Annotated in this window: 19 protein-coding genes, 1 tRNA gene and 1 riboswitch; of the genes, 15 read left to right on the plus strand and 5 right to left on the minus strand. The window is 46.2% G+C overall.

Annotated elements, in window-relative coordinates:
* Positions 1–9: 9 nt before the first annotated feature.
* From C8D85_RS08990 to metK, 3 genes are all read right to left on the minus strand, one after another.
* Positions 10–1,698: a TolC family outer membrane protein gene (locus C8D85_RS08990; RefSeq protein WP_133561803.1), complete on the minus strand. Its 1,689-nt coding sequence runs from the start codon at positions 1,696–1,698 to the stop codon at positions 10–12.
* 132 nt (positions 1,699–1,830) lie between these two features.
* Positions 1,831–2,562, minus strand: coding sequence for a 16S rRNA (uracil(1498)-N(3))-methyltransferase (locus C8D85_RS08995; RefSeq protein ID WP_133561805.1), 732 nt, complete (start codon positions 2,560–2,562; stop codon positions 1,831–1,833).
* A 51-nt stretch (positions 2,563–2,613) separates the two neighbouring features.
* Complete coding sequence (metK, locus tag C8D85_RS09000; RefSeq protein WP_133561807.1) at positions 2,614–3,777, minus strand: methionine adenosyltransferase; 1,164 nt, start codon at positions 3,775–3,777, stop codon at positions 2,614–2,616.
* Positions 3,778–3,853: 76 nt separating this feature from the next.
* Positions 3,854–3,929: riboswitch (SAM riboswitch) on the minus strand.
* 211 nt (positions 3,930–4,140) lie between these two features.
* Here metK and tkt point away from each other — a divergent pair.
* From tkt to trmA, 10 genes are all read left to right on the plus strand, one after another.
* Entirely contained in the window at positions 4,141–6,141 is a 2,001-nt protein-coding gene (gene tkt, locus C8D85_RS09005) for a transketolase (protein ID WP_133561809.1), read from the plus strand.
* A 68-nt stretch (positions 6,142–6,209) separates the two neighbouring features.
* A complete protein-coding gene (locus tag C8D85_RS09010; RefSeq protein WP_133561811.1) occupies positions 6,210–7,244 on the plus strand; it encodes a type I glyceraldehyde-3-phosphate dehydrogenase in 1,035 nt (344 codons plus the stop codon).
* 29 nt (positions 7,245–7,273) lie between these two features.
* Positions 7,274–8,437 (plus strand): phosphoglycerate kinase, encoded by a 1,164-nt coding sequence (locus tag C8D85_RS09015; protein WP_133561813.1) that lies wholly within the window; start codon positions 7,274–7,276, stop codon positions 8,435–8,437.
* 246 nt (positions 8,438–8,683) lie between these two features.
* Positions 8,684–9,751: a class II fructose-bisphosphate aldolase gene (gene fba, locus C8D85_RS09020; protein ID WP_133561815.1), complete on the plus strand. Its 1,068-nt coding sequence runs from the start codon at positions 8,684–8,686 to the stop codon at positions 9,749–9,751.
* 89 nt (positions 9,752–9,840) lie between these two features.
* A tRNA-Leu gene (locus tag C8D85_RS09025) sits at positions 9,841–9,925 on the plus strand.
* An 89-nt stretch (positions 9,926–10,014) separates the two neighbouring features.
* Positions 10,015–11,160 carry a type 1 periplasmic-binding domain-containing protein gene (locus C8D85_RS09030; RefSeq protein ID WP_133561817.1) on the plus strand — a complete coding sequence of 382 codons (1,146 nt, stop codon included), beginning with the start codon at positions 10,015–10,017 and terminating at the stop codon, positions 11,158–11,160.
* Positions 11,161–11,240: 80 nt separating this feature from the next.
* Complete coding sequence (locus tag C8D85_RS09035; protein ID WP_211342162.1) at positions 11,241–13,703, plus strand: PAS domain-containing protein; 2,463 nt, start codon at positions 11,241–11,243, stop codon at positions 13,701–13,703.
* A 12-nt stretch (positions 13,704–13,715) separates the two neighbouring features.
* A complete protein-coding gene (gene mtnN / locus C8D85_RS09040) occupies positions 13,716–14,411 on the plus strand; it encodes a 5'-methylthioadenosine/S-adenosylhomocysteine nucleosidase (RefSeq protein ID WP_133561821.1) in 696 nt (231 codons plus the stop codon).
* Between the two features lie 80 nt (positions 14,412–14,491).
* Positions 14,492–15,379, plus strand: a complete 888-nt coding sequence (locus C8D85_RS09045) for a hypothetical protein (protein WP_133561823.1) — start codon at positions 14,492–14,494, stop codon at positions 15,377–15,379.
* Between the two features lie 77 nt (positions 15,380–15,456).
* Entirely contained in the window at positions 15,457–16,551 is a 1,095-nt protein-coding gene (gene trmA / locus C8D85_RS09050; protein ID WP_133561825.1) for a tRNA (uridine(54)-C5)-methyltransferase TrmA, read from the plus strand.
* A gap of 22 nt (positions 16,552–16,573) precedes the next feature.
* On the opposite strand, the gene C8D85_RS09055 is transcribed toward trmA, so the two are convergent.
* Positions 16,574–16,990 carry a hypothetical protein gene (locus C8D85_RS09055; protein ID WP_133561827.1) on the minus strand — a complete coding sequence of 139 codons (417 nt, stop codon included), beginning with the start codon at positions 16,988–16,990 and terminating at the stop codon, positions 16,574–16,576.
* Between the two features lie 223 nt (positions 16,991–17,213).
* Here C8D85_RS09055 and serA point away from each other — a divergent pair, with 223 nt between their 5' ends.
* Positions 17,214–18,443 carry a phosphoglycerate dehydrogenase gene (gene serA, locus C8D85_RS09060; RefSeq protein WP_133561829.1) on the plus strand — a complete coding sequence of 410 codons (1,230 nt, stop codon included), beginning with the start codon at positions 17,214–17,216 and terminating at the stop codon, positions 18,441–18,443.
* A gap of 65 nt (positions 18,444–18,508) precedes the next feature.
* On the opposite strand, the gene C8D85_RS09065 is transcribed toward serA, so the two are convergent.
* A complete protein-coding gene (locus tag C8D85_RS09065; RefSeq protein ID WP_244936977.1) occupies positions 18,509–20,479 on the minus strand; it encodes a methyl-accepting chemotaxis protein in 1,971 nt (656 codons plus the stop codon).
* 313 nt (positions 20,480–20,792) lie between these two features.
* Between C8D85_RS09065 and C8D85_RS09070 the strand changes: the two genes are divergently transcribed.
* The 4 genes from C8D85_RS09070 (at position 20,793) to C8D85_RS09085 (ending at position 24,738) form a co-directional block, all read left to right on the plus strand.
* Positions 20,793–21,905: an extracellular solute-binding protein gene (locus C8D85_RS09070; RefSeq protein WP_133561831.1), complete on the plus strand. Its 1,113-nt coding sequence runs from the start codon at positions 20,793–20,795 to the stop codon at positions 21,903–21,905.
* Between the two features lie 76 nt (positions 21,906–21,981).
* Complete coding sequence (locus C8D85_RS09075) at positions 21,982–23,064, plus strand: ABC transporter ATP-binding protein (RefSeq protein ID WP_133561833.1); 1,083 nt, start codon at positions 21,982–21,984, stop codon at positions 23,062–23,064.
* Positions 23,057–23,944 (plus strand): ABC transporter permease, encoded by an 888-nt coding sequence (locus C8D85_RS09080; protein WP_133561835.1) that lies wholly within the window; start codon positions 23,057–23,059, stop codon positions 23,942–23,944. Before C8D85_RS09075 ends, C8D85_RS09080 begins: the two co-directional genes overlap by 8 nt.
* Positions 23,941–24,738, plus strand: coding sequence for an ABC transporter permease (locus C8D85_RS09085; RefSeq protein WP_133561837.1), 798 nt, complete (start codon positions 23,941–23,943; stop codon positions 24,736–24,738). The genes C8D85_RS09080 and C8D85_RS09085 overlap by 4 nt, the downstream gene beginning before the upstream one ends.
* Positions 24,739–25,225 lie beyond the last annotated feature (487 nt).

Consider the following 25,225-nt stretch of genomic DNA (forward strand, 5'->3'; position numbering starts at 1 on the left):
GTAGAGAGCTTACCAGCCGCCCATGCTTTCTGTTGCATCAATAAAGATAACACCGTCATCACTTAGGCTAGTGTTACTTTGAGGCTGACTGTTAGTAGGTGGAATGGTCGTAGCAGGCGATACGGCAGGCGCTTGGTTAACCGGTTGGGGTGCTGGAATTTGGTAACTTTGTACTGGAGCCGAAAGCTGTTGTTGCACAGGTATTTGATAGCTGCCTGTTACACCTGATCCTGCTTGAGGTTGAGTGGACTGGAAGCTTTGTGCAGGTGTATAAGGGGCGGTAGCGGGGGCTGTGACAGCAGCCTGTGTTGTATTGGTGCCTAATGCTTCCGCTGTTTTGGCTTGGGCTGTGCTGGCGGTACGCTCACGTGGCAAAAATTCTTGTTCGAAACCAAGCTCTTCTGGTTGGTAGATTCGCAAAGCACGCATCAAATCACCCTTGGTATTAAATAGGCGGAAAACGGCGTAAAGCTCATCGTAATCTGCATTAACGTAATCTTGGCGCGCTTCAAATAGCTCGTTTTCACTGTCTAATACGTCCAACAATGTTCGGCGACCTAAGTTAAACTGCTGGGCGTAGGATAACTGTGATTCTTTTGTTGCAGTGACATATTGTTGTAAATGGCTTTTGGAGCCCAAAGCTGCTTCATACGCAGCCCATGACAAACGCGCTGATAGTTCGGCTTCGCGTACTGCATTACGTTGAATCTCTGTGGCTTGAACATTCTGTTGGACTGCCACTTGCTTAGCTCTGCTGTCTGCACCACCGTTATATAGATTGTAGTTTAGGCGGAGCATTGCAGTGAGGTCTTCATTCGCACCTTCGCTACCATCGATATTGTGGTCGAATGTACGCTCTACCACGAAATTTAGCTCTGGGTAGTAGTTGGATTTGGAGGCCTCAATGGATTGCTCTGTCGCTTCAACATCCCAGCGAGCGGAGTCAATGGCTGGGTTATGTTGAACAGCTTGGTCAACCGCTTCTCCCATACTTGTTGGCAGTAGTGAGCGATCTGGTTCGGGGTACACCAGTTCAGCGGGTGGCAATTCACCGACAACATTTTTGTAATTCGCCTCTGCACCTCGCAGATTATCTAATGCGGACAGGCGATTGGCTTCAGCTTTGGCAAGTCGCGCTGAGATTTGGCTGAAATCAGACTGGCGACCAACACCTGATTCTGTAGCAGTTCGGATTTGATCGTAAATTCGGTTGTGTGTCTCGAGATTAGACTCTGCTAGTTCTACTAATTCACGATTTCGTAACACATTTGTATAAGCTTCAGAAACTTCTAAAGCTTTGTTTTCGATCTGTATTAGGGCATTCCAACGGTTGGCTTCGGCCTCAGCTTCTAGGCGCTTTACGTTGTACTTGGTATCAAACCCACTGAATAAGGGTTGTGTCAAAGTTAGGCCAAGCTCACGTCTTGTAAGTGAAACATCTTGATTGGAATTCTGATAATCGTAAGTGGTTTCATGACCTATGCCTGCGTTCAAATCGATGGAAGGGTAGTAACCACTGCGTCGAGTCACTTCCGTGCTTTGAAGGCTTTCTTGATAAAGGGCAATGGCTTGTCGAACACGCGGGTTGTTTTCCACCGCCATATAGGTTGCTTCTTCAAGGGTGATGCCTAGTGCAGGAAGGGCACAAAGAGTTGTGGCCAAAGCAACACTGCTGGCAATTAGTTTTTGTCGAAACATGGGCTCCACCTATCTGATAAACGCGTGATCGTTGTTTTAGTTCAATGCCAATTTTAAAGTTTAGAAAACAGATGTGTCTATTAACAACATCTTAGTGTTACATGTGCCTTATAAATGTAACGAAATGTAATTCTAAATATCTCCCCACCGCATATTAAGTGCTGTTAACGCCACAACGGGGGCTGTTTCTGTCCGTAATACACGAGGCCCTAGCGCGATAGCTGTAAATTCATGCTGCTGTGCGAAACGAACCTCATCTTCAGATAAACCACCTTCTGGGCCAATGAGCAGGGCTATTTGTTGGTTTTTAGGCTCTGAAAAGTCTTGCAATGGTCTAGCGCTGTGGTGGTGAAGTGTTAGTTTTAACATATCGTTACAATTAACTACCCACTCTTCTAAAGGTATCGGAAAGCATACTTCCGGCACCACCCCACGACCTGACTGTTCTGCTGCGCTGATGGCTACTTGTTGCCAATGCTGAACGCGCTTCTCTAAGCGGGCATCGTTCAAACGAACCTCACAACGTTCGCTAAACAAAGGCTGTATTCTATACACACCTGCTTCGACGGCTTTTTGTACAGCATAGTCCATGCGTTCGCCGCGAGAAATTGATTGCCCTATGGTTACCTTTAAGGGGGATTCATTATCCAGTGTGACAAAGTTTTCTACCGTAAGTTGTGCACTGCGCTTTTGAACATTAGCTAATTTTGCGTGGTACTGACCACCTAAACCATTGAACACTATAATAGGGTGATCGTCCTTTAGACGTAAAACTTTACAACAATGTTGAAAAGCACCGTCGGGAAGGTCGAATGTGGAGTGTTCAGCAAGTGGTAGATCGACGTAGATACGTGGAATGCGCATAAATAAAAAAGCCCTCTGTTGAGAGGGCTTTTATAACGGAAATCCGAGAGATTATAAACCGGCAGCTTTACGAAGTGCGTCGGCTTTATCTGTGCGTTCCCAAGTAAAGTTCTCACCTTCGCGACCGAAGTGGCCGTAAGCCGCTGTTGGCAGGTAGATCGGACGCTTAAGGTCAAGCATCTTGATTAGGCCTGCTGGGCGAAGTTCGAAGTGTTCGCGTACTAGTTGAGAAATTAGCTCGTCACTTACTTTACCAGTACCAAATGTGTTGATACTGATAGAGGTAGGTTCAGCGACACCGATAGCGTATGACACTTGGATCTCACACTTGTCAGCAAGGCCTGCAGCAACGATGTTTTTTGCTACGTAACGACCTGCATACGCTGCAGAGCGGTCAACTTTTGATGGATCTTTACCAGAGAATGCGCCACCACCGTGACGTGCCATACCACCGTAAGTATCTACGATGATTTTACGGCCAGTCAGACCACAGTCACCTACTGGGCCACCAATGATGAATTGGCCAGTGGGATTGATGAAGTACTTAGTGTCTTTAGACAACCACTCTTCTGGCAGAACCGGCTTGATGATTTCTTCCATCACCGCTTCGCGAAGGTCTGCTTGCTTAATCGCAGCGCTGTGCTGAGTGGAAAGTACCACAGCATCGATAGCGCATGGCTTACCGTTTTCGTCGTAGCGGAATGTCACCTGGCTTTTCGCATCTGGACGAAGGAAGTCTAGTGTACCGTTTTTACGAACTTCTGCTTGGCGCTGTACCAAACGGTGTGAGTAAGTGATCGGTGCAGGCATTAGAACATCGGTTTCGTTGGTAGCAAAACCAAACATTAGACCTTGGTCACCAGCGCCTTGCTCTTTTGCATCCGCTTCATCGACACCAACTGCGATATCCACAGATTGTTTACCGATGGCATTAAGTACGGCGCAGGATTCCCAGTCAAAGCCCATGTCTGAGCTGTTGTAGCCAATTTCACGAATCACGCCGCGAGCGATGTCTTCGATATCAACCCAAGCATTAGTACGGACTTCACCAGCGACCAACACCATGCCAGTTTTCACAAGTGTCTCACATGCAACACGTGCTTCTGAGTCTTCTTTTAAAATGGCATCAAGGATGGCATCAGATACTTGGTCTGCGATTTTATCTGGGTGGCCTTCAGAAACCGATTCTGAAGTAAATAAAGAATATTCTGACATGTTTGTGCCTCTATAAATGTAGATTCTAGAGCGCCAAACAGGCATAAAAAAACCCGCTTAGCTGAAGGATTTGCTAAACAGGCTGTCCTGCTTCTGTTTAGCTGATTTTATATAGCGTCCGCAAGCCGAAACAAATCGACGCTGTGGTACGGATAATGGACTAACAACGACTAAAATTCAAGCAATTAAGCGTTTAAGGTAGAGTGTTAGTGCTGCTTTTTTGCTATGATCTTTGCCATCTTTGTGCAATTTCATTCTCTTTGCTCATTTATTGGGCGTGCATTACCCGAGGCCGTTGCAAGAACTGGGGTTAGCATGGAGAATGAAACGACATTTCGTATACAAACCAGGAGTGGATAATCAATGCCGTCTCGTAAACAACTTGCTAATGCTATTCGCGTACTTAGTATGGACGCGGTTCAAAAAGCAAAATCTGGACACCCAGGCGCGCCTATGGGCATGGCTGATATTGCAGAAGTGCTTTGGAATGACTTTCTAAAACACAACCCAACTGACGCTAAATGGGTCGACCGTGACCGTTTCGTATTGTCGAACGGCCATGGCTCTATGTTGATTTACTCTTTGCTTCACCTTTCAGGCTACAACCTTTCTATTGAAGATCTGAAGCAATTCCGTCAACTGCACTCAAAAACTCCTGGTCACCCTGAGTATGGTTATACGGAAGGTGTTGAAACAACGACTGGTCCTCTAGGTGCGGGTATCAGTAACGCTGTCGGTATGGCGATCGCTGAGAAAACCCTAGCAGCACAATTTAACCGTGAAGGCCACAACGTTGTTGATCACAACACATACTGCTTCCTAGGCGATGGCTGTATGATGGAAGGTATCTCACACGAGGCATGTTCACTAGCGGGTACGTTAGGTCTTGGTAAACTGATCGCATTCTGGGATGACAACGGCATCTCTATCGACGGTCATGTTGAAGGCTGGTTCACAGACGATACCCCAAAACGTTTTGAGTCTTACGGCTGGCACGTGATTGCTGATGTAGATGGTCACGATCCAGAAGCGATCAAAGCAGCCATCGAAGCAGCACAAGCTGAAACGTCTAAGCCAACGTTGATCTGTTGTAAAACAATCATCGGTTTTGGTTCACCAAACAAATCCGGTTCTCACGACTGTCACGGTGCGCCACTAGGTGATGAAGAAATCGCTGCAGCACGTGAATTCCTTGGTTGGAAAGAAGCACCATTTGAAATCCCTGCTGATGTTTACGAAGGTTGGGACGCGAAATCAAAAGGTGCGTCAGCTCAAACAGAATGGGAAGCGAAATTCGAAGCTTACCAAGCGGCTTACCCAGAGCTTGCAGCAGAATTTGAACGTCGTGTAATCAAAGGCGAATTGCCAGCTGACTTCGCTGAAAAAGCGGCGGCTTACATCAAAGAGTGCCAAGAAAAAGGCGAAAACATTGCTAGCCGTAAAGCGTCTCAAAACGCGATCGGTACGTTCGGTGCAATCTTACCTGAACTACTAGGTGGCTCAGCTGACCTTGCGGGTTCCAACCTAACTCTATGGTCTGGTTCAAAAGGCATTCAAGAAGACCCAGCGGGCAACTACGTATTCTACGGTGTGCGTGAATTTGGTATGAGCGGCATCATGAATGGTGTGTCTCTACACGGTGGTTTCATCAACTACGGCGCAACCTTCATGATGTTCATGGAATACGCTCGTAACGCAGTACGTATGTCGGCATTGATGGGTATTCAGAACATCTTCGTTTACACCCACGACTCTATCGGTCAAGGTGAAGACGGTCCTACTCACCAACCTGTTGAGCAACTTGCGAACCTTCGTATGACACCAAACATGTCAGTATGGCGTCCAGCAGATGCAACGGAAACAGCGGTTGCATGGGCTGCGGGTATTCAGCGTCGCTCTGGTCCAACGTCTTTGGTATTCAGCCGTCAAGGTTTGCCAGCACTTGCTCGCACTGATGCACAAGTAGCGGACATCGCCAAAGGTGGTTACGTATTGTCTGATTGTGAAGGCACTCCTGAGCTAATCCTAATTGCGACGGGCTCTGAAGTAGCGCTAGCGCTAGACTCTGCGCAAGCATTGTCAGAAAAAGGCACGAAAGTTCGTGTTGTGTCTATGCCATCTACGGATGCGTTTGATGCACAAGATGCAGCGTACCAAGAGTCTGTACTGCCTAGCAGCGTGACGAAGCGTGTTGCGATTGAAGCGGCACACGTTGATTACTGGTACAAGTACGTTGGTTTTGGTGGTGCGATGGTGGGTATGCGCACTTTCGGTGAATCAGCACCGGGCGGCGATCTACTGAAACACTTCGGCTTCACCGTAGAGAACGTGGTAGCCACAGCAGAAAAACTGTTGAACGCCTAACGGCTTCACAACGAAAGAGGAGCTTCTGGCTCCTCTTTTTTGTTGCTTTGATTTGATTTAAGAGAACTATGTTGCGAGTAGCGATTAATGGCTATGGCCGCATTGGCCGATCAGTGCTTCGTGCAATCTACGAAAACGGTTATCAAGGCCGAATGCATGTGGTGGCGATCAATGAATTATCGGATATTGAAACGATCAGTTATTTGACGCGCTACGATACCACTCATGGCCGCTTTCCTAAGCCTGTATCGATTAAAGGCAGTAGCCTGATGATTGGTGAAGATGAAATTCAATGCTTCAGTGCGCCGACGCCTGAAGAGTTAGATTGGTCATCTTTGAACGTTGATATGGTGCTTGAATGCTCGGGTGTCTTTGCAGAACGTGAGCAGATTCAGCGTTTTATCGATGCAGGAGTGCCACGAGTGCTGTTGTCCCAGCCTGCCTCGGCAGATGTAGATGCGACGATTGTGTATGGTTTTAATCACGAAAGCGATGTCAGTGCGGAGCACTCGATTGTCTCTGCGGCTTCTTGTACCACAAACTGTGTAATTCCTGTATTAGATACGCTAGAAGCGTTAGCAGGTGTCGAGCACGGTGCAACGCAAACCATTCACTCTGCGATGAACGATCAGCCGATTATTGATGCGTATCACACCAAAGACTTGCGCTTAACCCGTTCGGCAATGAGTTCGATTATTCCTGTTAATACTGGTCTTGACCGTGGTATCGCACGTTTGATCCCGAGTCTAGCGGGTAAGATCAGCTCAAATGCCGTTCGTGTTCCCACCATCAATGTCTCTTTGATCGATATGGTGGTGCGTACGAAGGAAGATGTGACCGCGGAGCAGGTGAATACTGCGTTGCAAGTGGCTGCTTCATCCAAGTACGCCAGCCTACTTGGTTACACTCAGGAAGCCCATGCTTCGGTGGACTTTAACCATGATCCACGCTCGGTGATCATTGATGGTACTCAGACACAAGTGGTCGATGGCCGCTTAGTGAAACTGCTATGTTGGTTTGATAACGAATGGGGCTACGCGAATCGTATGTTAGATGTGGCATGCTATTGGCAACAGTTATTGGAAGATAGTGCTCAGCACTAATTGATTTTAAAAACGACGAGGAATCGTGCATGACCGTAATTAAAATGACCGATTTGGATCTTGCGAACAAACGAGTGTTGATTCGTGAAGACCTTAACGTGCCAGTAAAGGATGGCAAAGTAACCAGCGATGCGCGCATTCGTGCGGCGCTGCCAACGCTTAAGCTTGCGCTAGAAGCGGGTGCCAAAGTGATCGTAATGTCTCACCTTGGTCGCCCAACTGAAGGTGAGTACGAAGAACAGTACTCAATGCAGCCAGTTGCCGATCATTTAGCAGGTCTTCTAGGTCAAGACGTTCCACTAGTGAAAGACTGGTTGGATGGCGTTGAAGTCGAAGCGGGTCAGCTTGTTCTAGTTGAGAACGTACGTTTCAACAAGGGCGAGAAGAAAGACGATGAAGCATTGTCTAAGCAAATGGCTGAGCTATGTGACATCTACGTGATGGATGCCTTTGGTACGGCGCACCGTGCTCAAGCATCAACGCACGGCGTGGGTAAGTTCGCTCCAGTCGCTTGTGCCGGCCCATTGTTAGCAGCAGAACTTGAAGCCCTTGAAAAAGCGTTAGCGAAACCAGCACGCCCAATGGCTGCGATTGTAGGTGGTTCAAAAGTATCCACTAAGCTAACGGTACTTGAGTCTCTATCTGACAAAGTAGACCAGCTTATTGTTGGTGGTGGTATCGCTAACACCTTCCTTGCGGCGGCAGGTTTCCCTGTGGGTAAATCTTTGTACGAAGAAGATTTGATTCCGCAAGCAAAAGCGCTGATGGAAAAAGTAAACATCCCATTGCCTGAAGACGTGGTTGTCGCAACGGAGTTCTCTGCCGATGCTGAAGCGACGGTGAAAGACGCGAAAGATGTTGCTGCAGACGATATGATTCTGGATATCGGTCCAAAAGCGGCGGCGAAACTTGCTGGTCTACTGGAAAGTGCTCAAACGATCATTTGGAACGGCCCAGTTGGCGTATTCGAGTTTGATCAGTTTGGTGAAGGTACCAAAGCGCTTTCTATGGCGATTGCGAATAGCGAAGGTTTTTCAATCGCTGGTGGTGGTGATACGCTAGCAGCAGTCGACAAATATGACATCGCTGAAAAAGTGTCTTACATTTCCACTGGTGGTGGTGCTTTCCTAGAATTTGTTGAAGGAAAAGTGCTTCCAGCTGTTGCTATGTTAGAGTCGCGCACGCAAAATTAGTGTAAAGCTAAATGCTTACACTTGAATAAGACAGGGAAAACCCTGCACGATGAGATGCGTCATGATGACCATCTCATCACTATAATAACTAACACTTAGAGAGTGACCGGTCTGTCATTAGACAGAATGACAATATAGCGATAAGGCGTAAAGCCACATGTGACACACATGCGCATGGATAAACATTAATGGGTGCTTTGTTATTAGCAAAGACACCAATCAACTTCATTGTCAGAGGAAACTTTTATGCCTTTAATTAGTATGCGTCAATTGCTGGACCATGCAGCAGAGCATGATTACGGCTTACCTGCGTTCAACGTGAACAACATGGAGCAGGTAAAAGCGATCATGGAAGCCGCAGACGAGGTAAACTCGCCTGTTATCATGCAAGCTTCTGCTGGCGCGCGTAAGTACGCAGGCTCTCACTTCCTTCGCCACTTAATCGCAGCGGCGATCGAAGATTACCCACACATCCCGGTAGTCATGCACCAGGATCACGGTACGAGCCCAGCAATTTGTCAACGTTCAATCCAGCTTGGTTTTTCATCAGTGATGATGGACGGCTCTTTGATGGCTGACGGTAAAACGCCAGCAAGCTACGAATACAACGTTGATGTGACACGTCGTACAGTAGAGTTCGCTCACGCATGTGGCGTCTCTGTAGAAGGTGAATTGGGCTGTCTAGGTTCTCTAGAAACTGGCCAAGCAGGTGAAGAAGACGGAGTGGGTGCAGAAGGCATTCTAGATCACTCACAGATGTTGACTGATCCAGACGAAGCGTTTGATTTTGTTGAAGCAACAGGTATTGATGCCCTAGCGGTAGCGATCGGCACAAGTCATGGTGCGTACAAGTTCACCCGTCCACCAACCGGTGACATTCTAGACATCGAACGTATCAACCGCATCGCAGAACGATTGCCTAACACACACATCGTGTTGCACGGTTCTTCATCAGTGCCACAAGACTGGTTAGAAATCATCAACGAATTCGGTGGTGAGATTCCAGAAACTTACGGTGTGCCAGTAGAAGAGATCGTGAAAGCGATTCGTTACGGTGTTCGTAAAGTCAACATTGATACAGACCTGCGTCTAGCTGCAACCGGTGCGATCCGTCGTAGCCTAGCAGAGCACAAAGGTAACTTCGATCCACGTAAATACTTAACTGAAAGTATCAAAGCAATGAAAGCGGTATGTATCGACCGTTACGAAGCGTTTGGTTCAGCAGGTCAAGCATCACGTATTCATACGATCGATCTTGAAGAAATGGCGATCCGTTACGAGCATGGTGAGTACTCAAACGGCCGTCGTTTTTAATTAAAAGAATGAGCGAGTGACTTTTAAAATTTATTTTAAAAAAAGTGTTGACCTGAAAAATGGTTCACCTATAATGCTCGCCATTCCAAGCGGGAGTGGTGGAATTGGTAGACACGCTGGATTTAGGTTCCAGTGCTTCACGGCGTGAGAGTTCGAGTCTCTCCTTCCGCACCAAATTAAAAAAAGCCGAGTTACTTAGTGACTCGGCTTTTTTTATGCCTTTTTATGCTTTCAATGTACCTTTGTTAAGCCTTATCGTTAGAATGTCTACTCTAGGAGTGGATTTGGTGAGGCGACAGCAGTTGTTCCGTATCTTTCTTTTCATATTGCCATTGGTGTTTACTGGCGCTGGCTGGACGTTTACGTTCAATCAGCCTGCAACGAGCCTACAGCGCTTCTTGGAAGAAAACCCAAGTCAGCTTCCGCTGATAGAGCAGTTCTCGGTACGAGTCCATTCTCAGCCAGTCCAGTTGGTGACAACCTATGCAGAAACTCAGAAGATTGCGGTAGTACTACGCGATAGTCCGGATTTACCACCGAATCAAGCTTGGTTCTTTGTGTTTAAACGACGTATGCAAGAACTCAACATTGATTTCCGTCTAGATGTGTTTTATGCACCGCGGTCAGCTGGTACTGCGTCGATAGTGCAAATTTACGAGAAGATTCAGAGTGCGGACTTTGATTATGTTATTGTGGATGGCGTAGATGATTACAGTCGTCCCTTGATCGAACGTTTGTTAAGAGATGATAGTCAGCAGGTTATTCTTCTAAACAGCTTTGCTCCATATCCTGACTGGCATTTGCATCCTCCATTACTTTATATTGGGACGGACGTCTCACGTATGATGCAGCGTTTGGCTAGCTTGTTGCACAGGGCCTTGTCTGAGGACACCATTATTGATGCAATATTGTCTTCTGATGAGGTTATGGACCAAAGTCGATGCCAAATGTTTCTAAATGAATTAAATCATTTTGACAGAGACGTGCGTTATCGATATCAATCCGTGAATTCGAAGTCTGAGGCTCATGACGTAGCTAACAATCTTTTGCAAAGTGTCCCAAAAGACGATGCTCAGCAATTCATTTTTTCTTGCACTCCAGAAATTAGTGAGGGCGTTGTAGCGGCTTTAGAAGCGAGTCAGAGTCGTGCAACGACGAATGCTTGGCTGGGCCAAAATGGATTAGAAAATGCTCATCAAAAAGGATTGTTAATGGTTACAGTTTTAGAGATGAAGGATTATATGGCTATAGCAGCGGCGGAAGCGATCAAAGCAGACATGGAGTCGAGGTTACTGCCAAGAGTTTTCTCTGAAACGGTCACATTCTTAACGCAAGAAATGGACCAGCAAACGCGTAATATAATCTTTCAACAAGCTTTGCAGTACTCTTCTACGTTATGGCCTCGTTAAGTCTCCGTAAGCGTTTTTCGCGCTCAATCTCACCCGCTTTCCTAATTATTGGCTTTTTGTTGTGCTCGGTGGTTTGGGTGATGGACTTCTTTACGCAACGCTACTATTCACAAGAGGTTCTGCAGCAGCGAGCCGAATCGGTTCATGTGAGTTTTGCAGCGTATCTTGATAGAGCAAATTTCGAGGTGAAATACCTATCAGAGCAGATTAGTGATGGGGAAACGATCGATCGCCTTTTCCAGCTGCATGATGTGTTGTTCTTTGGTGGGCTGGATTTCTTTTATGTGGCGCTCGAGGATGGCACCTCTATGGAGGATCCCCGCGTGCGTCTTTATACCCGCGATGCACTATCAGATTTAATCAAGAATGCTGAGTCGGATGTTTGGTTGCATGTATCCACGACGGATCAGAGTGAGTTGTTAGTCTATAAAAAGCCTTTAGCAAGCGATGAGGATAAGTTAAGTAAAGGCTTTTTCTATGGCTTTATATCTCTCGATAATAACTTAGCGTTGGCAAGTGATTTAATTGGTAGCGCAGGTGCGGACTATTTAAAGATCAACGATGTGGTTGGAAAGCCCTTGCTGATCGAACAACTTAACTCTTTTAGTGATGAGACACCATTTGTCCATCATGAAAGCACTTTGTCGCTGCCCGTATTGAAAGACAAGTTGGCCGTGGAGGTGCGTTACTCAAGACCGCTGTTTGAGTCTTTTAGTAGCTGGGCTGTAATAGGCAGTCTAGCTATTTTGGCTGGCTTGTTGCTGCTGAACTGGGCAGTTCGATGGTATGCGCAACGTACTTTGTTTATGCCAATTGCTGGGCTGCCTGCGATTGGTCGCATGGATACACTTAACTATCAAGAATTTGAGCCCCTGTTAGCTCAGATGAACTACTTTCAGACGCGTTTAAAAGCGCGTGACCAGCATTTAGATTTGTTGTTGAACTCCCTACAAGCAGCCATTCTATTTTGTGACGAATCGGCAAGGGTCACGGATATTAATGATGAAGCGGCCTTGTTATTCCCTGAATCGCCAACAGCTAAGACTATTTTTGATATGACGCCAATTGCCTGTCATCAACCCATACAGCGTGCCTTGAAAGGGGAGTATGGGGGTGGTTTTGAGTTGGAGTTAAAAGATCAGCCGAAAGTTTATGCTTTCCAAACCCATACTTTTGTAAATGAGCATGGTTTTCGTAGCGTCATGCTTGTGGGTCGTGACGTGAGTGAAGTAAGGCGTTTGCGTTGGCATTTGACCCATCGTTTCCCCCGTCAAGCTATTGATCGACCTCAACCATCCCCCCACCTTATTTTTGATGAGATTTCAGAACGTTCTGAAGCCGTGTTAAAAGCCCCAGAAGAGGCGATTGCTTGGTTCGGGGTGTTGGGGCAGTTACTGAAGCAAATCTCAGAGCCAGCGCAGGAAATATCGCAAGTGCAAACTTTAGGTGACCTGCTGTGTGAGCAGCAGGAATGGTTGGAACGAGAACTAGGCGTATGTTTAAAACGATGTGATTGCACTGTCGAAGCAGCACTCGAGGATACGTTGGTGCAAGCAAATTGGACATCAGATCATGCTGCATTGATCCGATTGGCGTACATGTTGTGCTTAGACAGCTCTTTGTCTGGCCGCCATCTGGTATTTTCATGGGATAAGAAAGGTCTGGTGATTAAGGTATATGGCGCTGAGGAAAGCAGTGCAGTGCTTGGTTGGCTATGTCAGGAATATCCTAAAGTACTGAAAGGGCGCACTGAGTCTGCAAAAGGCGGCTTTATCAAGATGACGGCGACAGTGAAACGCGAACTAGGAAGTGCTGCAGAAGAACTTCCTGCAAAAGGACGAGTCGCGTTTATCGAAAACGATTATGTCGACGTCAGCCGAGTCAAGCAACTGCTGAACGAATTAGCTATCAAGTGGGACGGTTATGCTTCGTTTGCGGAGTTTATGAGTGCGAGCCAACCTTACCACTGTCAGTATAATGTCTTGATGATTGGGCTGGGGGATGAGACGCTGGCGCAAACCCATGTACAAAAACTGCTGCACACGAGTGGTTCTGATCAACTGCCGATTTTATATCTCGCTGATCATGCGGCAGAGCAAATGGAAGGTCAAATACTGTATGCCCATCAGCTGATGGCTTATTCCTTAGCGAAAGTGATGGAGAGCCTTCGTCATTGCTCTGCTATCAATATGGGGGATTGGGCCACACAAGATACCAATTTCATTATTACTGGTGGCTCGTCAATGAGTCAGGTTATCTGGCAGTCAGAGCTAAGTGCCCATGGTTTTGTGGTTAGGCGAGAGGTAGAGATTGATAACTTGGTATCTGTGTTACGCCACACCAGTCCAGTGAATATTATTGTGCTGGATCACGAAACAGCCATGCGAGCTCAAAAACTTCATTTGGTGAAGCTTGTGAACACTCGTTGGGTGGTATTAGAGGACTTTTCAGAACGACCTGATACAATGCATTTTATGGATTTAGACGGGCGTGTTCCTGATGGTGCAGTGATTGCGTCCTTGCTGAGAATATTCAACATATAGGGTTAGAGCATTATGAGTGTAATTGGTTTAATTGGGGCAATGGACGAAGAAGTTGCCGTAATCAAAGAATGGATGACAGATGTTCAGGAAACCTCTATTGCCGGTTGTGCCTTTTTTACTGGACAGCTTGACGGTAAAGACGTCGTACTTCTTAAGTCTGGTATTGGTAAGGTCAATGCCGCGGTGTCGACAACCCTCTTAATGGCCAGCTTTGATCCTGCGGTCGTGATTAACATCGGTTCGGCAGGTGGTTTTGATCCCGAATTAGAAGTTGGCGATGTCATTATCTCTGATGCAGTGGTTCATCACGATGTTGATGTAACGGCGTTTGGCTACCGTTTAGGACAGCTGCCTAGTATGCCGGAAACATTTACTGCGGATGCTTCGTTGGTGAGTACTGCAAAAAATGCCGTCGCGAGAGTTGGTCAAGTGAAAGCCAAGGTAGGTTTGATCGGTACTGGTGATGTGTTTATGTGCGAAGCAAGCCGAGTGGCGCAAGTTCGTGAGGCATTTCCAACGCTAAAAGCGGTCGAAATGGAAGCTGCTGCAGTGGCTCAGGTATGCCATAAGTTCGCAATTCCCTTTGTTGTGGTGCGATCTCTTTCGGACGTTGCCGACAAAGAATCACCTACAAGCTTTGAAGAGTACTTAAGTGTGGCTGCCAAGAACTCTTCTTTGATGATTCGAGAAATGCTACGCGAACTATGATGGAGCATATTCAAGGAAGATCACGCGCAATGCGCTGCATGATGATAGTGGGCCTGTTAGGGGCCTCCTTGAACAGTGCAATGGCAGATTCAATAGCGGATGAAGCGGACCAAAGAGAATGGTGGCAGACAACTCATGAGACCATGTCTTATAAGGTAGGAGAGTGGTCCAATGGCTTGGATGCCTTTTTCTCTGGTCAGCGTCATGAGAGCGACGAGAAAAGCTTTGTTAGCATGCGTTTCGGCTCAATTCTCGAAAGCGAAGATGGTGTATCTGGCTTTTTTAATTTGGATGCGCGGTTACATCTTCCTAATACTGAGAACCGGCTTGACCTGATCATTGAGTCCGATGCAGACGAGTTGACTCAAGATAATCGTCTGATGGATAACGAACCTGGCCAAAATATTCTCCAATCTGCTCAGGACACGCGTTTTGCTACCATGCTGCGATACATCAAAGATGAATGGAATGCCAATATTGATCTAGGGGTGCTAGTCCGCATGCCAATGGATCCTTTTGTGCGTGTTAAGTTCAAACAGGAATATGATCTTGGGCGATGGGGGGTTGAGCAAAATGAAACCCTGTTTGCTTATTATTCCTTAGGAAATGGAGGACGTTACAGTTTGGCTGCTCGTCTTCCTTTCGCTGATCGATTTGAGTTTGGGGCAGAACTCGGTGCTACTTATTTAGAATTTGACTCTGAAACCTATTGGCGTCAGAACCTCTATGTGAATCACGCCCTGTCAGATATTAGCAAACTCCGATATCAAATCAGTTATTTGCAAGAAGGCTCGCGACCACATGCTGAAAGCTTCTTGTACTTTTTAGAGTACCAAAGAATTTTGTACGGGAATTGGTTAATAGGGCAAATTAAACCACAAGTGACTTACGAGCGAGAAAATGATTACCAGTCAGAAGCATCGTTGACGGCGTCACTGGAAGTGCTGCTCGGGCCAGGCTTTTTGTAAAAGTCATTGTTCGCAAAATAGGCGAACTCTTTGTATAATTCGCGCCCTTTTTGAATACTAGTTTAGTGGACTTTTGCATGAGACCCGACCAAATACATCCTGAACACTACGCGGCACAGTTACAGGCTAAGCAGGCTTCTTTATCTGAATTGATGGCAGACTTAGAGTTACCATTAATGGAAGTCTTTGAGAGTGCGCCAAGCCATTACCGTATGCGTGCAGAGTTTCGTATTTGGCATGAAGGGGATGATCTCTACTATGCAATGTTTGACTCCGCTGACCCTCGTACTCCGATTCGTGTCGACCAGTTTTTAGCAGCGTCGACTCTTATCAATGAACTAATGCCAAAGTTACTGGCCGCGATTAAAGATATTCCTGTGTTGCGTCATAAGCTATTCCAAGTAGATTTTTTGACGACTACAACAGGTGAAGCACTGATTAGCATGCTTTATCACAAACCCATTGACGACGTTTGGAACCAAGCTGCTCATGAATTGAATGACCTGTTCCCATCCTGTCACTTCATTGGCCGTAGCCGTAAGCGCAAACAAATCTTAACTCGTGATTTCGTCATGGAAACTCTGACGGTGAATGGTCGCAAGTACCATTATCAGCAAGTTGAAAACAGCTTCACTCAGCCTAACGCTGGCATTAGTGAAAAGATGCTGGAGTGGGCGTTAGATGTTACACAGGGCTGTTCTGGTGACTTACTGGAAATGTACTGTGGTAATGGTAACTTCTCGATTCCTTTGGCGCGTCGCTTTGATCGAGTGATTGGTACAGAAATCGCTAAAGTGTCAGTCAATTCAGCTTCTCTAAATATTGCCATGAACGGTGTCAGCAATGTTCAAGTCGTGAAGATGGCCAGTGAAGATGTGTCCGCTGCATTGAATGGGGAAGGTGAATTGCCGAAAGCATTATTGCAAGCAGGAATGGATACACTGTCTCCAGCAACGGTTCTGGTTGATCCTCCACGAGCAGGGTTGGACGATGGCACCGTTGAGTTAGTCAGGAAAGTTGATCAAATTCTTTATATATCTTGTAACCCTGAGACATTAAAAAACAACCTTGAAGCGTTATCTTCTACCCACAAGGTGACTCGGTTTGCGATGTTTGATCAGTTTCCTTATACCCATCACGTAGAAGCGGGTGTATTTCTAGAGCGTCGTTAGACGACTCTAGAAATGGTCTTGTCTAAGCGGAAAAGTCGATGGTCTGCCCCAGTGAAGAGTCGGGACTGATGTTGTATTGAGAAGCTACGCTGGCACTTTGACTGGTGTTCGATGGTGCTGCATTCAATGTGCTGCCTGAAGATCCGTTAACTTCCGCTGCTACAGAAGAATTGTTAGCCGTTGCATTTGCTCCGAATTGAGAGGCTGTTGTGGTGTCTGCTCCAACATCCGTTTCGTTCGTCTGAGCTACTGTTTGTTGCGCAATGTTGTCTTGTGCCAATTGCTGAGCTTGCGGTGATAGCGTAACGGCAACGTCCACAGAGGCTGGAGCACTAGCGGATTGAGCGCTTGTATTCTCTGTGCTGGGTTGAACAGCAGGAACGCTAAGCTCATTTTCATACGGGCTGACGTAGCTGTTGTTGATACCTTCGATGGCCATAGCGCACCTCTTCGTTTAACTTTTGTACAATCTCATTCTAGTGTCGAAGGACGCCGCTTGCCAGTTAAAATGCGTAGCTAAGGTGTAAATTCTTGTAGAGTTGAGGATTACTCCCCTTTAGATGAGCGACTTTCCGGTTTCTTTGGGTTTGCCGCGTACACTAGTGTGTTAACATAGCGCCTAAAATTCCCCCACAAAAAACCATAGAGACACGAAAAAAGCCATGAGCAACACTTCTTTAGAAAAAGCAAAAATCAAAATTTTGTTATTAGAAGGCGTGCATCAGTCAGCCATTGAGGCGTTGAATGCCGCTGGTTACGAAAACATTGAGTACCATAAAACCGCTCTGCCAGAAGATGAGTTGATTGAGAAAATCTCTGAAGCACACTTCATTGGTATCCGTTCCCGTACACAACTGACAGCAAAAGTGCTTGAGCACGCAAATAAGTTGGTTGCGATTGGTTGTTTCTGTATTGGTACTAACCAAGTGGATCTGGAAGCGGCTTCTAGCAAAGGTATCGTGGTATTCAATGCGCCGTACTCTAATACACGTAGTGTTGCGGAATTGGTGCTTGGTGAGTTGATTTTGCTTTTGCGTGGCATTCCTGAGAAAAATGCGGTTTCCCACCGTGGTGGTTGGATGAAATCTGCGGTTGGTTCTTTCGAGACACGTGGCAAGCGTTTAGGCATTGTTGGTTACGGTAGCATTGGTACTCAGTTGAGCGTGTTGGCTGAGTCGTTGGGTATGGAAGTATGCTTCTATGACATCATCACTAAGCTACCATTAGGTAATGCACGTCAAGTGAAGTCTCTAGAAGAATTATTGTCTACCTGTGATGTGATCTCTCTGCATGTGCCAGAAACCCCAAGCACTAAGATGATGATTGGCGCGGAAGAAATTGCGCAAATTAAGAAGGGCGCAATCTTCTTAAACGCTTCTCGCGGTACGGTAGTCGACCTTGAAGCATTAGCTGAATCAATCAAGGCAGGCAATATTGCTGGTGCAGCGATTGACGTATTCCCAGTGGAGCCGAAGGGTAATGCGGAAGAGTTTGTATCACCGCTACGTGGCTTGGATAATGTGATTTTGACGCCGCACATTGGTGGCTCGACAATGGAAGCTCAGGAAAACATCGGTGTTGAAGTGGCAGTGAAACTGATTCAGTACTCTGACATCGGTACAACAACGGCTGCAGTTAACTTCCCTGAAGTGGCACTGCCTGCGCAAGCGGACACGCACCGTATTCTTCACATCCATGAAAACCGTCCAGGTGTATTGTCTAAGATTAACTCTATCTTCTCTGACAATGGCATTAACATCTCTGGCCAATTCCTTCGTACGACCGAGAAACTTGGTTACATGGTGATGGAAGTGGATGCGGACATGGGTGAAATTGCATTAGAGAAAGTGAAAGAAGTCGACGGCACGATTAAGGCCCGCGTACTTTTCTAAGCTCTTCTATGTAGCAAGATGAAAAAAAGCCAGCATATTAGTGCTGGCTTTTTTATGTCTAAATGTTAGCGAATGCCCAGAGTTGAGGTAATGTCATCGATTTTTTGTCTGACATTCGTTGTCATTTGCGCTAAGAATCGTTCTGATTCATCCGCTTGAGAGCGAACCTTTTCGACGGTTTCTGTCAGCAGGCTAACGCTGCGCTTTTGGTCTTCGGCATAGCCTGAGGCTTTGCGCGATAGGACAGTCGACTGATGGGACTTTTCCTGCACTTCTTGCGCGGAGTGTCCTAAGTCGAGTGTCAATGTACGCTGCTCGGAAGAAGAGGACTCAATAAGCTCTAAGTTTTTGCGTAAGTTGGTGGTAGAGCTGTTTAATGAGTCGAAGATAGAAGTGATCTCTTCTAGTGAGTGCTGAGTTCTGCCTGATAGGGTACGAACTTCATCGGCAACCACTGCAAACCCACGCCCTGCTTCGCCCGCACGGGCCGCTTCAATTGCCGCATTCAGTGCCAATAAGTTCGTTTGCTCTGCGATGTCTCGAATGCCACTCACAATGGAGTTCGCGCTTGATACGGAAGTTTCAAGGCTTTGTAGGGCTGATTTGCTGCTATCTAGTCGCTCTACTGTGATGCTGTTGGCATCCTCAAGACGTGCCACTTGCTTAGAGCTAAGCTCCATCGCGACACTTGTGTCATTGGCGTAGCTTTCCACTTCTTTTGCTCTGACTTCTGCTTTATTAGCCAGCACATCCACATGGGATGCTTGCTCGACCGTATGCTCAAGAGCAGCTTTGGAGGCAACACTTATCTCATGTACCTGGCCAAAGGCGTTTAGCATTTCATTCAACGATGTGGAGATGTTTTTAAGCTCGGTATCTCGTTGCTGACGCTGTACCGCGATCTGTTCAAGGTAGCGATTCAGGTAGCGGGCAACGTCAGATAATTCATTTTTACTATTCGATACGGTGAGCGTATGAATGTCGTCGCTTTCAACCAATGCCTTGACTGCGTTGTAAAGGTCTTTGGCGCTTTGTACGACTACTCGACTTTGGAACAGGTGAGCAATAATAGTGGTTAGTACCATCACGATTACGAACGCACCAAAAGCAATTAGAGTGTTTCGCTCGGTTTCTGCTGTAGCTGCTTGAATGGTCGCGGTACCTTTTTCTAAGTCAGAACTGAGCCCTTCGATAAGCTCACGCATGGCGCCCTTGGCTTGATCTGCTTGCTCAATGACCGCGAGGCTATTGTCGATATCTTTTAGATAGCGGTTTGACCAAGTGTTTAGCTCGCTCTTTGTTTCTTCGAAAGCATCAGATTCTTCTTCGCTTTCTTCACTGCTGCCCCAACCCATCAATGCAGAAAGATCATCGGCGCCGCTACCTTCATCTGAGTCTGCTTTATGCCAAGCTGGTAATGAAATAAGGCGATCCACCTGAGCGATCAAAGAACGATTCGCTTGATCGACAAGTGCTCGGTTTTCGGTGGTTGAGCTGTTTAAGTAGTCTTTTGTCGCCTGTTGTAATGAGGCCAGCGCAGCAAAAATGTTGGCTTGGCTAACTAAATACTGCATCTTCACTGAAGACTCTACCGTGTCACCAGAATCATTAATGGTTTGGTTTAAGTAGGCGAGAGAGAGCTGCATTTGGCGCTCATTGTTTTCAATTAAGGCATATGGATTTCCTGACAATTTACCTGCGGCGCGCACGTCGGTTTGCAGGCTTTCTACAATGGCGCTAAATCGAGCGTTAAGCGATGTTTGCAGCGATTCGGGAAGCTGCGCAAGCATTGGTTGAATATCGTCAAGAATGAAGGCTTCTGATTCTTGCAAAAGTGATGCTTCACCCGATGTGAGATAGCGTTCAATTTTCTGCTCTAGTTTGATCGCAGAGGCTTCCCATACCTGATTGAACGTACTGTTTTGCTCAAAAGCCATCCGATAGCTTTGCGTACTCCAGAGCAAAAGCGCCGCTAAAGCGACAGCGATCACAAAATAACTGATGGTTGTTGCGCGTGTGACGTGGGAAATTTTCAAGATATTCTCTCTACTTTCTAGGAAATGAGACGATGGGGGTAACAATATTATGAAAATGTGACAGATATATTTCAGCTACTGGGTAATGTAGTGAAATGTACGTTTCACCCCTTTAATGTAGCGATATGTAAGCGGGTGCTAATATTTTGAGGTGCGTACGATCCTGTCCATTTGGTCTAGATTTTGATTGACTGTTCATTTTTTCGTCACTAAATTGACACATTAGCCGCCAATAATTGAACACCTATTTAATAATAAGGTGGCTTCTGACTTCCACTTGGAAACAAATGTCACAAGGATACAAGGAGCAATCATGAGCATCTCTCGTCGTCAATTTCTTAAAGGGGCCTCTGTTGCAGGCGCTGTTGCCGCAACCCCTTTTTCTATCAGCAAAGCTGTTGCCGCGAATAAAGAACTGAAGATTTATGCGTGGGCGGGCTACATTACTGATGAAATGTTGGCAGATTTCAAAGCAAAAACAGGTATCAATGCAACGTTTACACCTTATGGTACGAACGATGAGTTGATGAACTCCCTTCGAGCAACGGATGGTACAGGCTTTGATATCATCATGCCGACCGTTGACCGAGTGCCTGGTTATGTGGACTATGACTTGGTGCAGCCGCTTGATACAACTCGCATCAAATGGGATGGCTGTCTAGACAGTGCGATGTCTGGCTCAGAAGTGGGCGGTGTTGTGGAAGGTAAGCGCTACTTTGCTCCATCTGATTGGGGCACGGAGGCGATTGCTTATCATAAAGACTATGCTGACGTGGATCCGAAGAATTTAAGTTATGGCGACCTTTGGAAGCCTGAGCATGCAAGTGGTGTGACGGTGCGCGGCCATTCTGCCTTGGTTGGGATTGGTTTGTGGTTAGAGAAAATGGGTAAGCTGCCTTTCCCATTGCTTGAGTCATACAAGTCTGAAAAAGCCATGCGTGCCAACTTTGATGTCATTCTTAAAGAAGCGGTTGCTCACAAAGATATGATTGCTCAGTTCTGGTCAACAGAGAATGAAGCTCAGGGTGCATTCCGTACCAACGGGGCAGTCATTGGCCAAACATGGGATAGCACGGCATTCAAATTGGGCGAAGAGGGTGAGCCGATTGCCTACGGTGCGCCTAAAGAAGGTGCCCTTGCCTGGATGGAGGGCTTTGTTATTCCGAAAAATGCAAACAACGTTGATGCGGTGTACGAGTTTATTAACTGGTATTACACGCCTGAAGCGGGTGCGATGTTCGTCAAAGCAACAGGCTACAACTCTACAGCAAAAGGTGCTTCAGAGCTTCTTCCTGAGTCAACGAAAGCATTCTTTAACAACTCATACTCTCAACAAGATTTAGCGAATCTGTGGTGGTGGCCTATTCAGGAACCTTGGTACGTTGCGCTGCGTAACGAATACCAAGACCGTTACCTATCTGCCTAGGCTGTTTTAACCCTAATAAAGCCTGCTGAGTATTCAGCGGGCTTTTCGCGTTTCAAAAATAAGATTGAGAGGAAATATGGACAGCAGTGTTCACTTAGATAATGTCGTTATGCAGTTTGGTGACTTTACCGCCGTTCAGCAAATGGATCTTAAAATTGAGTCAGGAGAATTTTTTAGTTTTCTAGGGCCTTCTGGTTGTGGCAAAACCACGATTCTAAATATGGTAAGTGGCTTTCTTGAGCCCACAAAGGGAGCTGTGCGCATAGGTGGTCAAGATATGCGTGGTGTGCCGGCAAATAAACGCCCAACCTCAATGATTTTTCAAAACTTGGCGCTTTTTCCTTTGATGACGGTTGCTGAGAACATTGAGTTCGGTTTGGAGGTTCGTGGTGTATCCAAAGCTGAGCGCCGAAAAACGTCAGACCGTCTACTTGAATTAGTTGCCTTAGAAGGTAGTGGAACTAAGAAAGTATCAGAGTTATCAGGTGGTCAAAAGCAACGTATCGCTATCGCTCGTGCCTTGGCTGTCGAGCCGCAGGTGTTGCTGTTAGATGAACCGCTGTCTGCATTGGATCTGAAATTGCGCCAGCATATGCGTACGGAGCTAAAAGAAATTCAACGTAAGACAGGAATAACCTTCATTTATATAACGCACGATCAAGGTGAAGCCCTGACGATGTCGGATCGTGTTGCGGTCATGTCCGCTGGCAAATTGCAGCAAGTCGCGGACCCTATTTCTCTTTATAAGCAGCCAGATACAGCTTTTGTGGCATCGTTTGTTGGAGAAAATAATGGCATTACAGGGAAAGTATTATCGTACGCCAATGGCGAGGCGGTTATTGATGCTGGTGCATTGGGCCAGTTAATAGGGAAAGCACATAAGCCGCTTAATACTGGGGATACCGCGACATTATTCATTCGTCCTGAATCACTGCATTTGGATGTACAGCGTGATTGCCAAATCATGACACAGTTGGATGAAGTGAATTTTGAGGGTTCTTATCTGACGCTTAATAGTAGGACACTGGATCAACGAGCGCTGTCTATTCAACTTGGCGCTAATCAATATCAGTCGGATATGGTGTCAGGGAAAGAACTCGCGCTTTCATATAGTGTGGTGGATGCTATTGTGATTGCGGGGGAGGTGGGTGATGTTTAGTCAGCTCAAAGCTCGATTTGGTGCGCCCTTATCTGTTGGGGTTGTGGCATTGATTGCGGTTTGGCTGATTGGCATGGTTATCTTGCCGCAATTATTAATGGTCGATTACTCCTTCAAGCCTAATTTACTTCCCAGTGAAATAGGATCTGATAAAGATCGCTACACGTTAGAAAACTATGCAACACTGTTTGGTAACACGATTCATTTGACCATTTTCTTTAAGACGATCTGGTCGAGCGTTCTAGTGACGTTTTTAACACTTTTTGTGAGTTACCCATTAGCCTTTTATCTTGCCAAGGTAGCTACACCAAAACAGGCTGCATTATGTCTCTTGCTGCTATTAATTCCGTTCTGGATCAATGAAATATTACGTACGTTCTCGTGGTACATCATTCTTGCCTACAAAGGTCCTTTGAATGCACTGCTACTAGGGCTGGGGTTTATCGATCGACCTATACGCTTTCTTTCGGGGGATGGTGGAGTATTGATCGGGATGGTGTACGCATACATTCTATTTATGATCTTTCCTATTTATAACGCGATTGAAAGCTTGGATGGTAATCAAATCAAAGCTGCGCGTAACTTGGGTGCGGGTTGGATTAGAACACACTATCGCGTCATCGTTCCTCATGCGAAACCGGGTATTGCAACAGGCTGCATCATGACATTTATGCTGGCGGCGGGGAGTTATGCTGTGCCGGCATTGTTAGGGTCACCTGGAAGTCGATGGTTTACCCAGATTATTTATAACTGGTTCTTTGAAGGGGGTGACTGGAACCAAGGTGCGGCTTACGCATTCTTGCTGCTGGTGATTTGTATTGGGTTCATTGGTCTAGTTATGAAAGTCTTTAAAGTTGGGTTGGGGGATATCGCGCGATGAAATCTGAAACCCTTTTTAAAGTAGGCGTACGCTTTTATATAGGCATCTTCTTTCTGTATCTGTTTACGCCACTGATAGTGATGGGATTGGCGACTTTCAATGACAGCCGCTTCCCAACCATATCTCCTTGGAAAGGTGCCACCTTAAAATGGTTTGAAGCACTTGCACAAGATGGCGCTATGTGGGCTGCATTAGGTAATAGTATTGTTGTGGCAATTGGTGTGTTAATCGTGGCGGTACCGATTGGTGTCAGTTGTGCGCTCTTTCTATCTACGGTTGAAGGGAAGGGGAAAACATTCCTTTACTCTTTAATGATGTCTCCGCTGTTAACCCCAGGTGTTATTGTCGGGATTTCAACCCTCATATTCTGGCGTAGCTTAGATGTGAGTGGTGGCATTGTGTTGACGGTGATTGCTCAAACAACATTTATAGCTGCTTATGTGATGCTGATGGTATTGGCGAGACTGCAACGTTTTGACAGAACGTTGGAACAAGCTGCGCTAAGTTTGGGAGCAACGCAATGGCAGGCATTTAGAAAAATCTTGCTGCCTTACCTTAATCCTGCGATTTACTCCGCGGCCGTGATTGCTTTTCTACAGTCATTCGAGAACTACAATACGACTCTGTTTGTGAAAGGCTATGACACGACGTTAACCGTTTACATTGCTTCAAAAGTAAGGACAGGCCTGACACCTGCAGTCAATGCTCTTGGTTTAGTTCTGATTCTGATCACGGTTGCTTTAGCGGTCGCGTATGAACTCAAGCGGCGCAAAGAACAAAAGCAGTCAACCTGACCGGTGGGTTGTAGTGATATTTATAGAAAAGGGGCGAATTTTGTGCCCCTTTTTCTTGATTTTGATTAATAAACGAACTAAAACTTACATCCCTTGGATGTTTTATGACAAAGGAATGACTTTTTTATTAAAAGTTTAAAAAAGTGCTTGCGCTGAAAATTCTGATGCGTATTATACGCACCCACTGACACGGCAGACCACCACGGACTGCATTGCGAACTGGAAACGGTAAGTTATTAGCCCTAAGGGTTAAGAAAATGTGTCAACGCTCTTTAAAATAGATAATCAGATAATTTGTGTGGGCGCTCGCTGGAGACTTCTCAAAACTTTAGAAGTCTTAAATGAGTGACCATGTCAATTCGCTTTACGTTCTTTAATCTTCGGGTTGAAGGATATAGTTAAAGTCAGACGTGATTCATGAGTTTGAGCAAGCTTTTTTAAACTGAAGAGTTTGATCATGGCTCAGATTGAACGCTGGCGGCAGGCT

It is taken from the genome of Marinomonas communis (genome assembly GCF_004363305.1).
Classification (GTDB): Bacteria; Pseudomonadota; Gammaproteobacteria; order Pseudomonadales; family Marinomonadaceae; genus Marinomonas; species Marinomonas communis.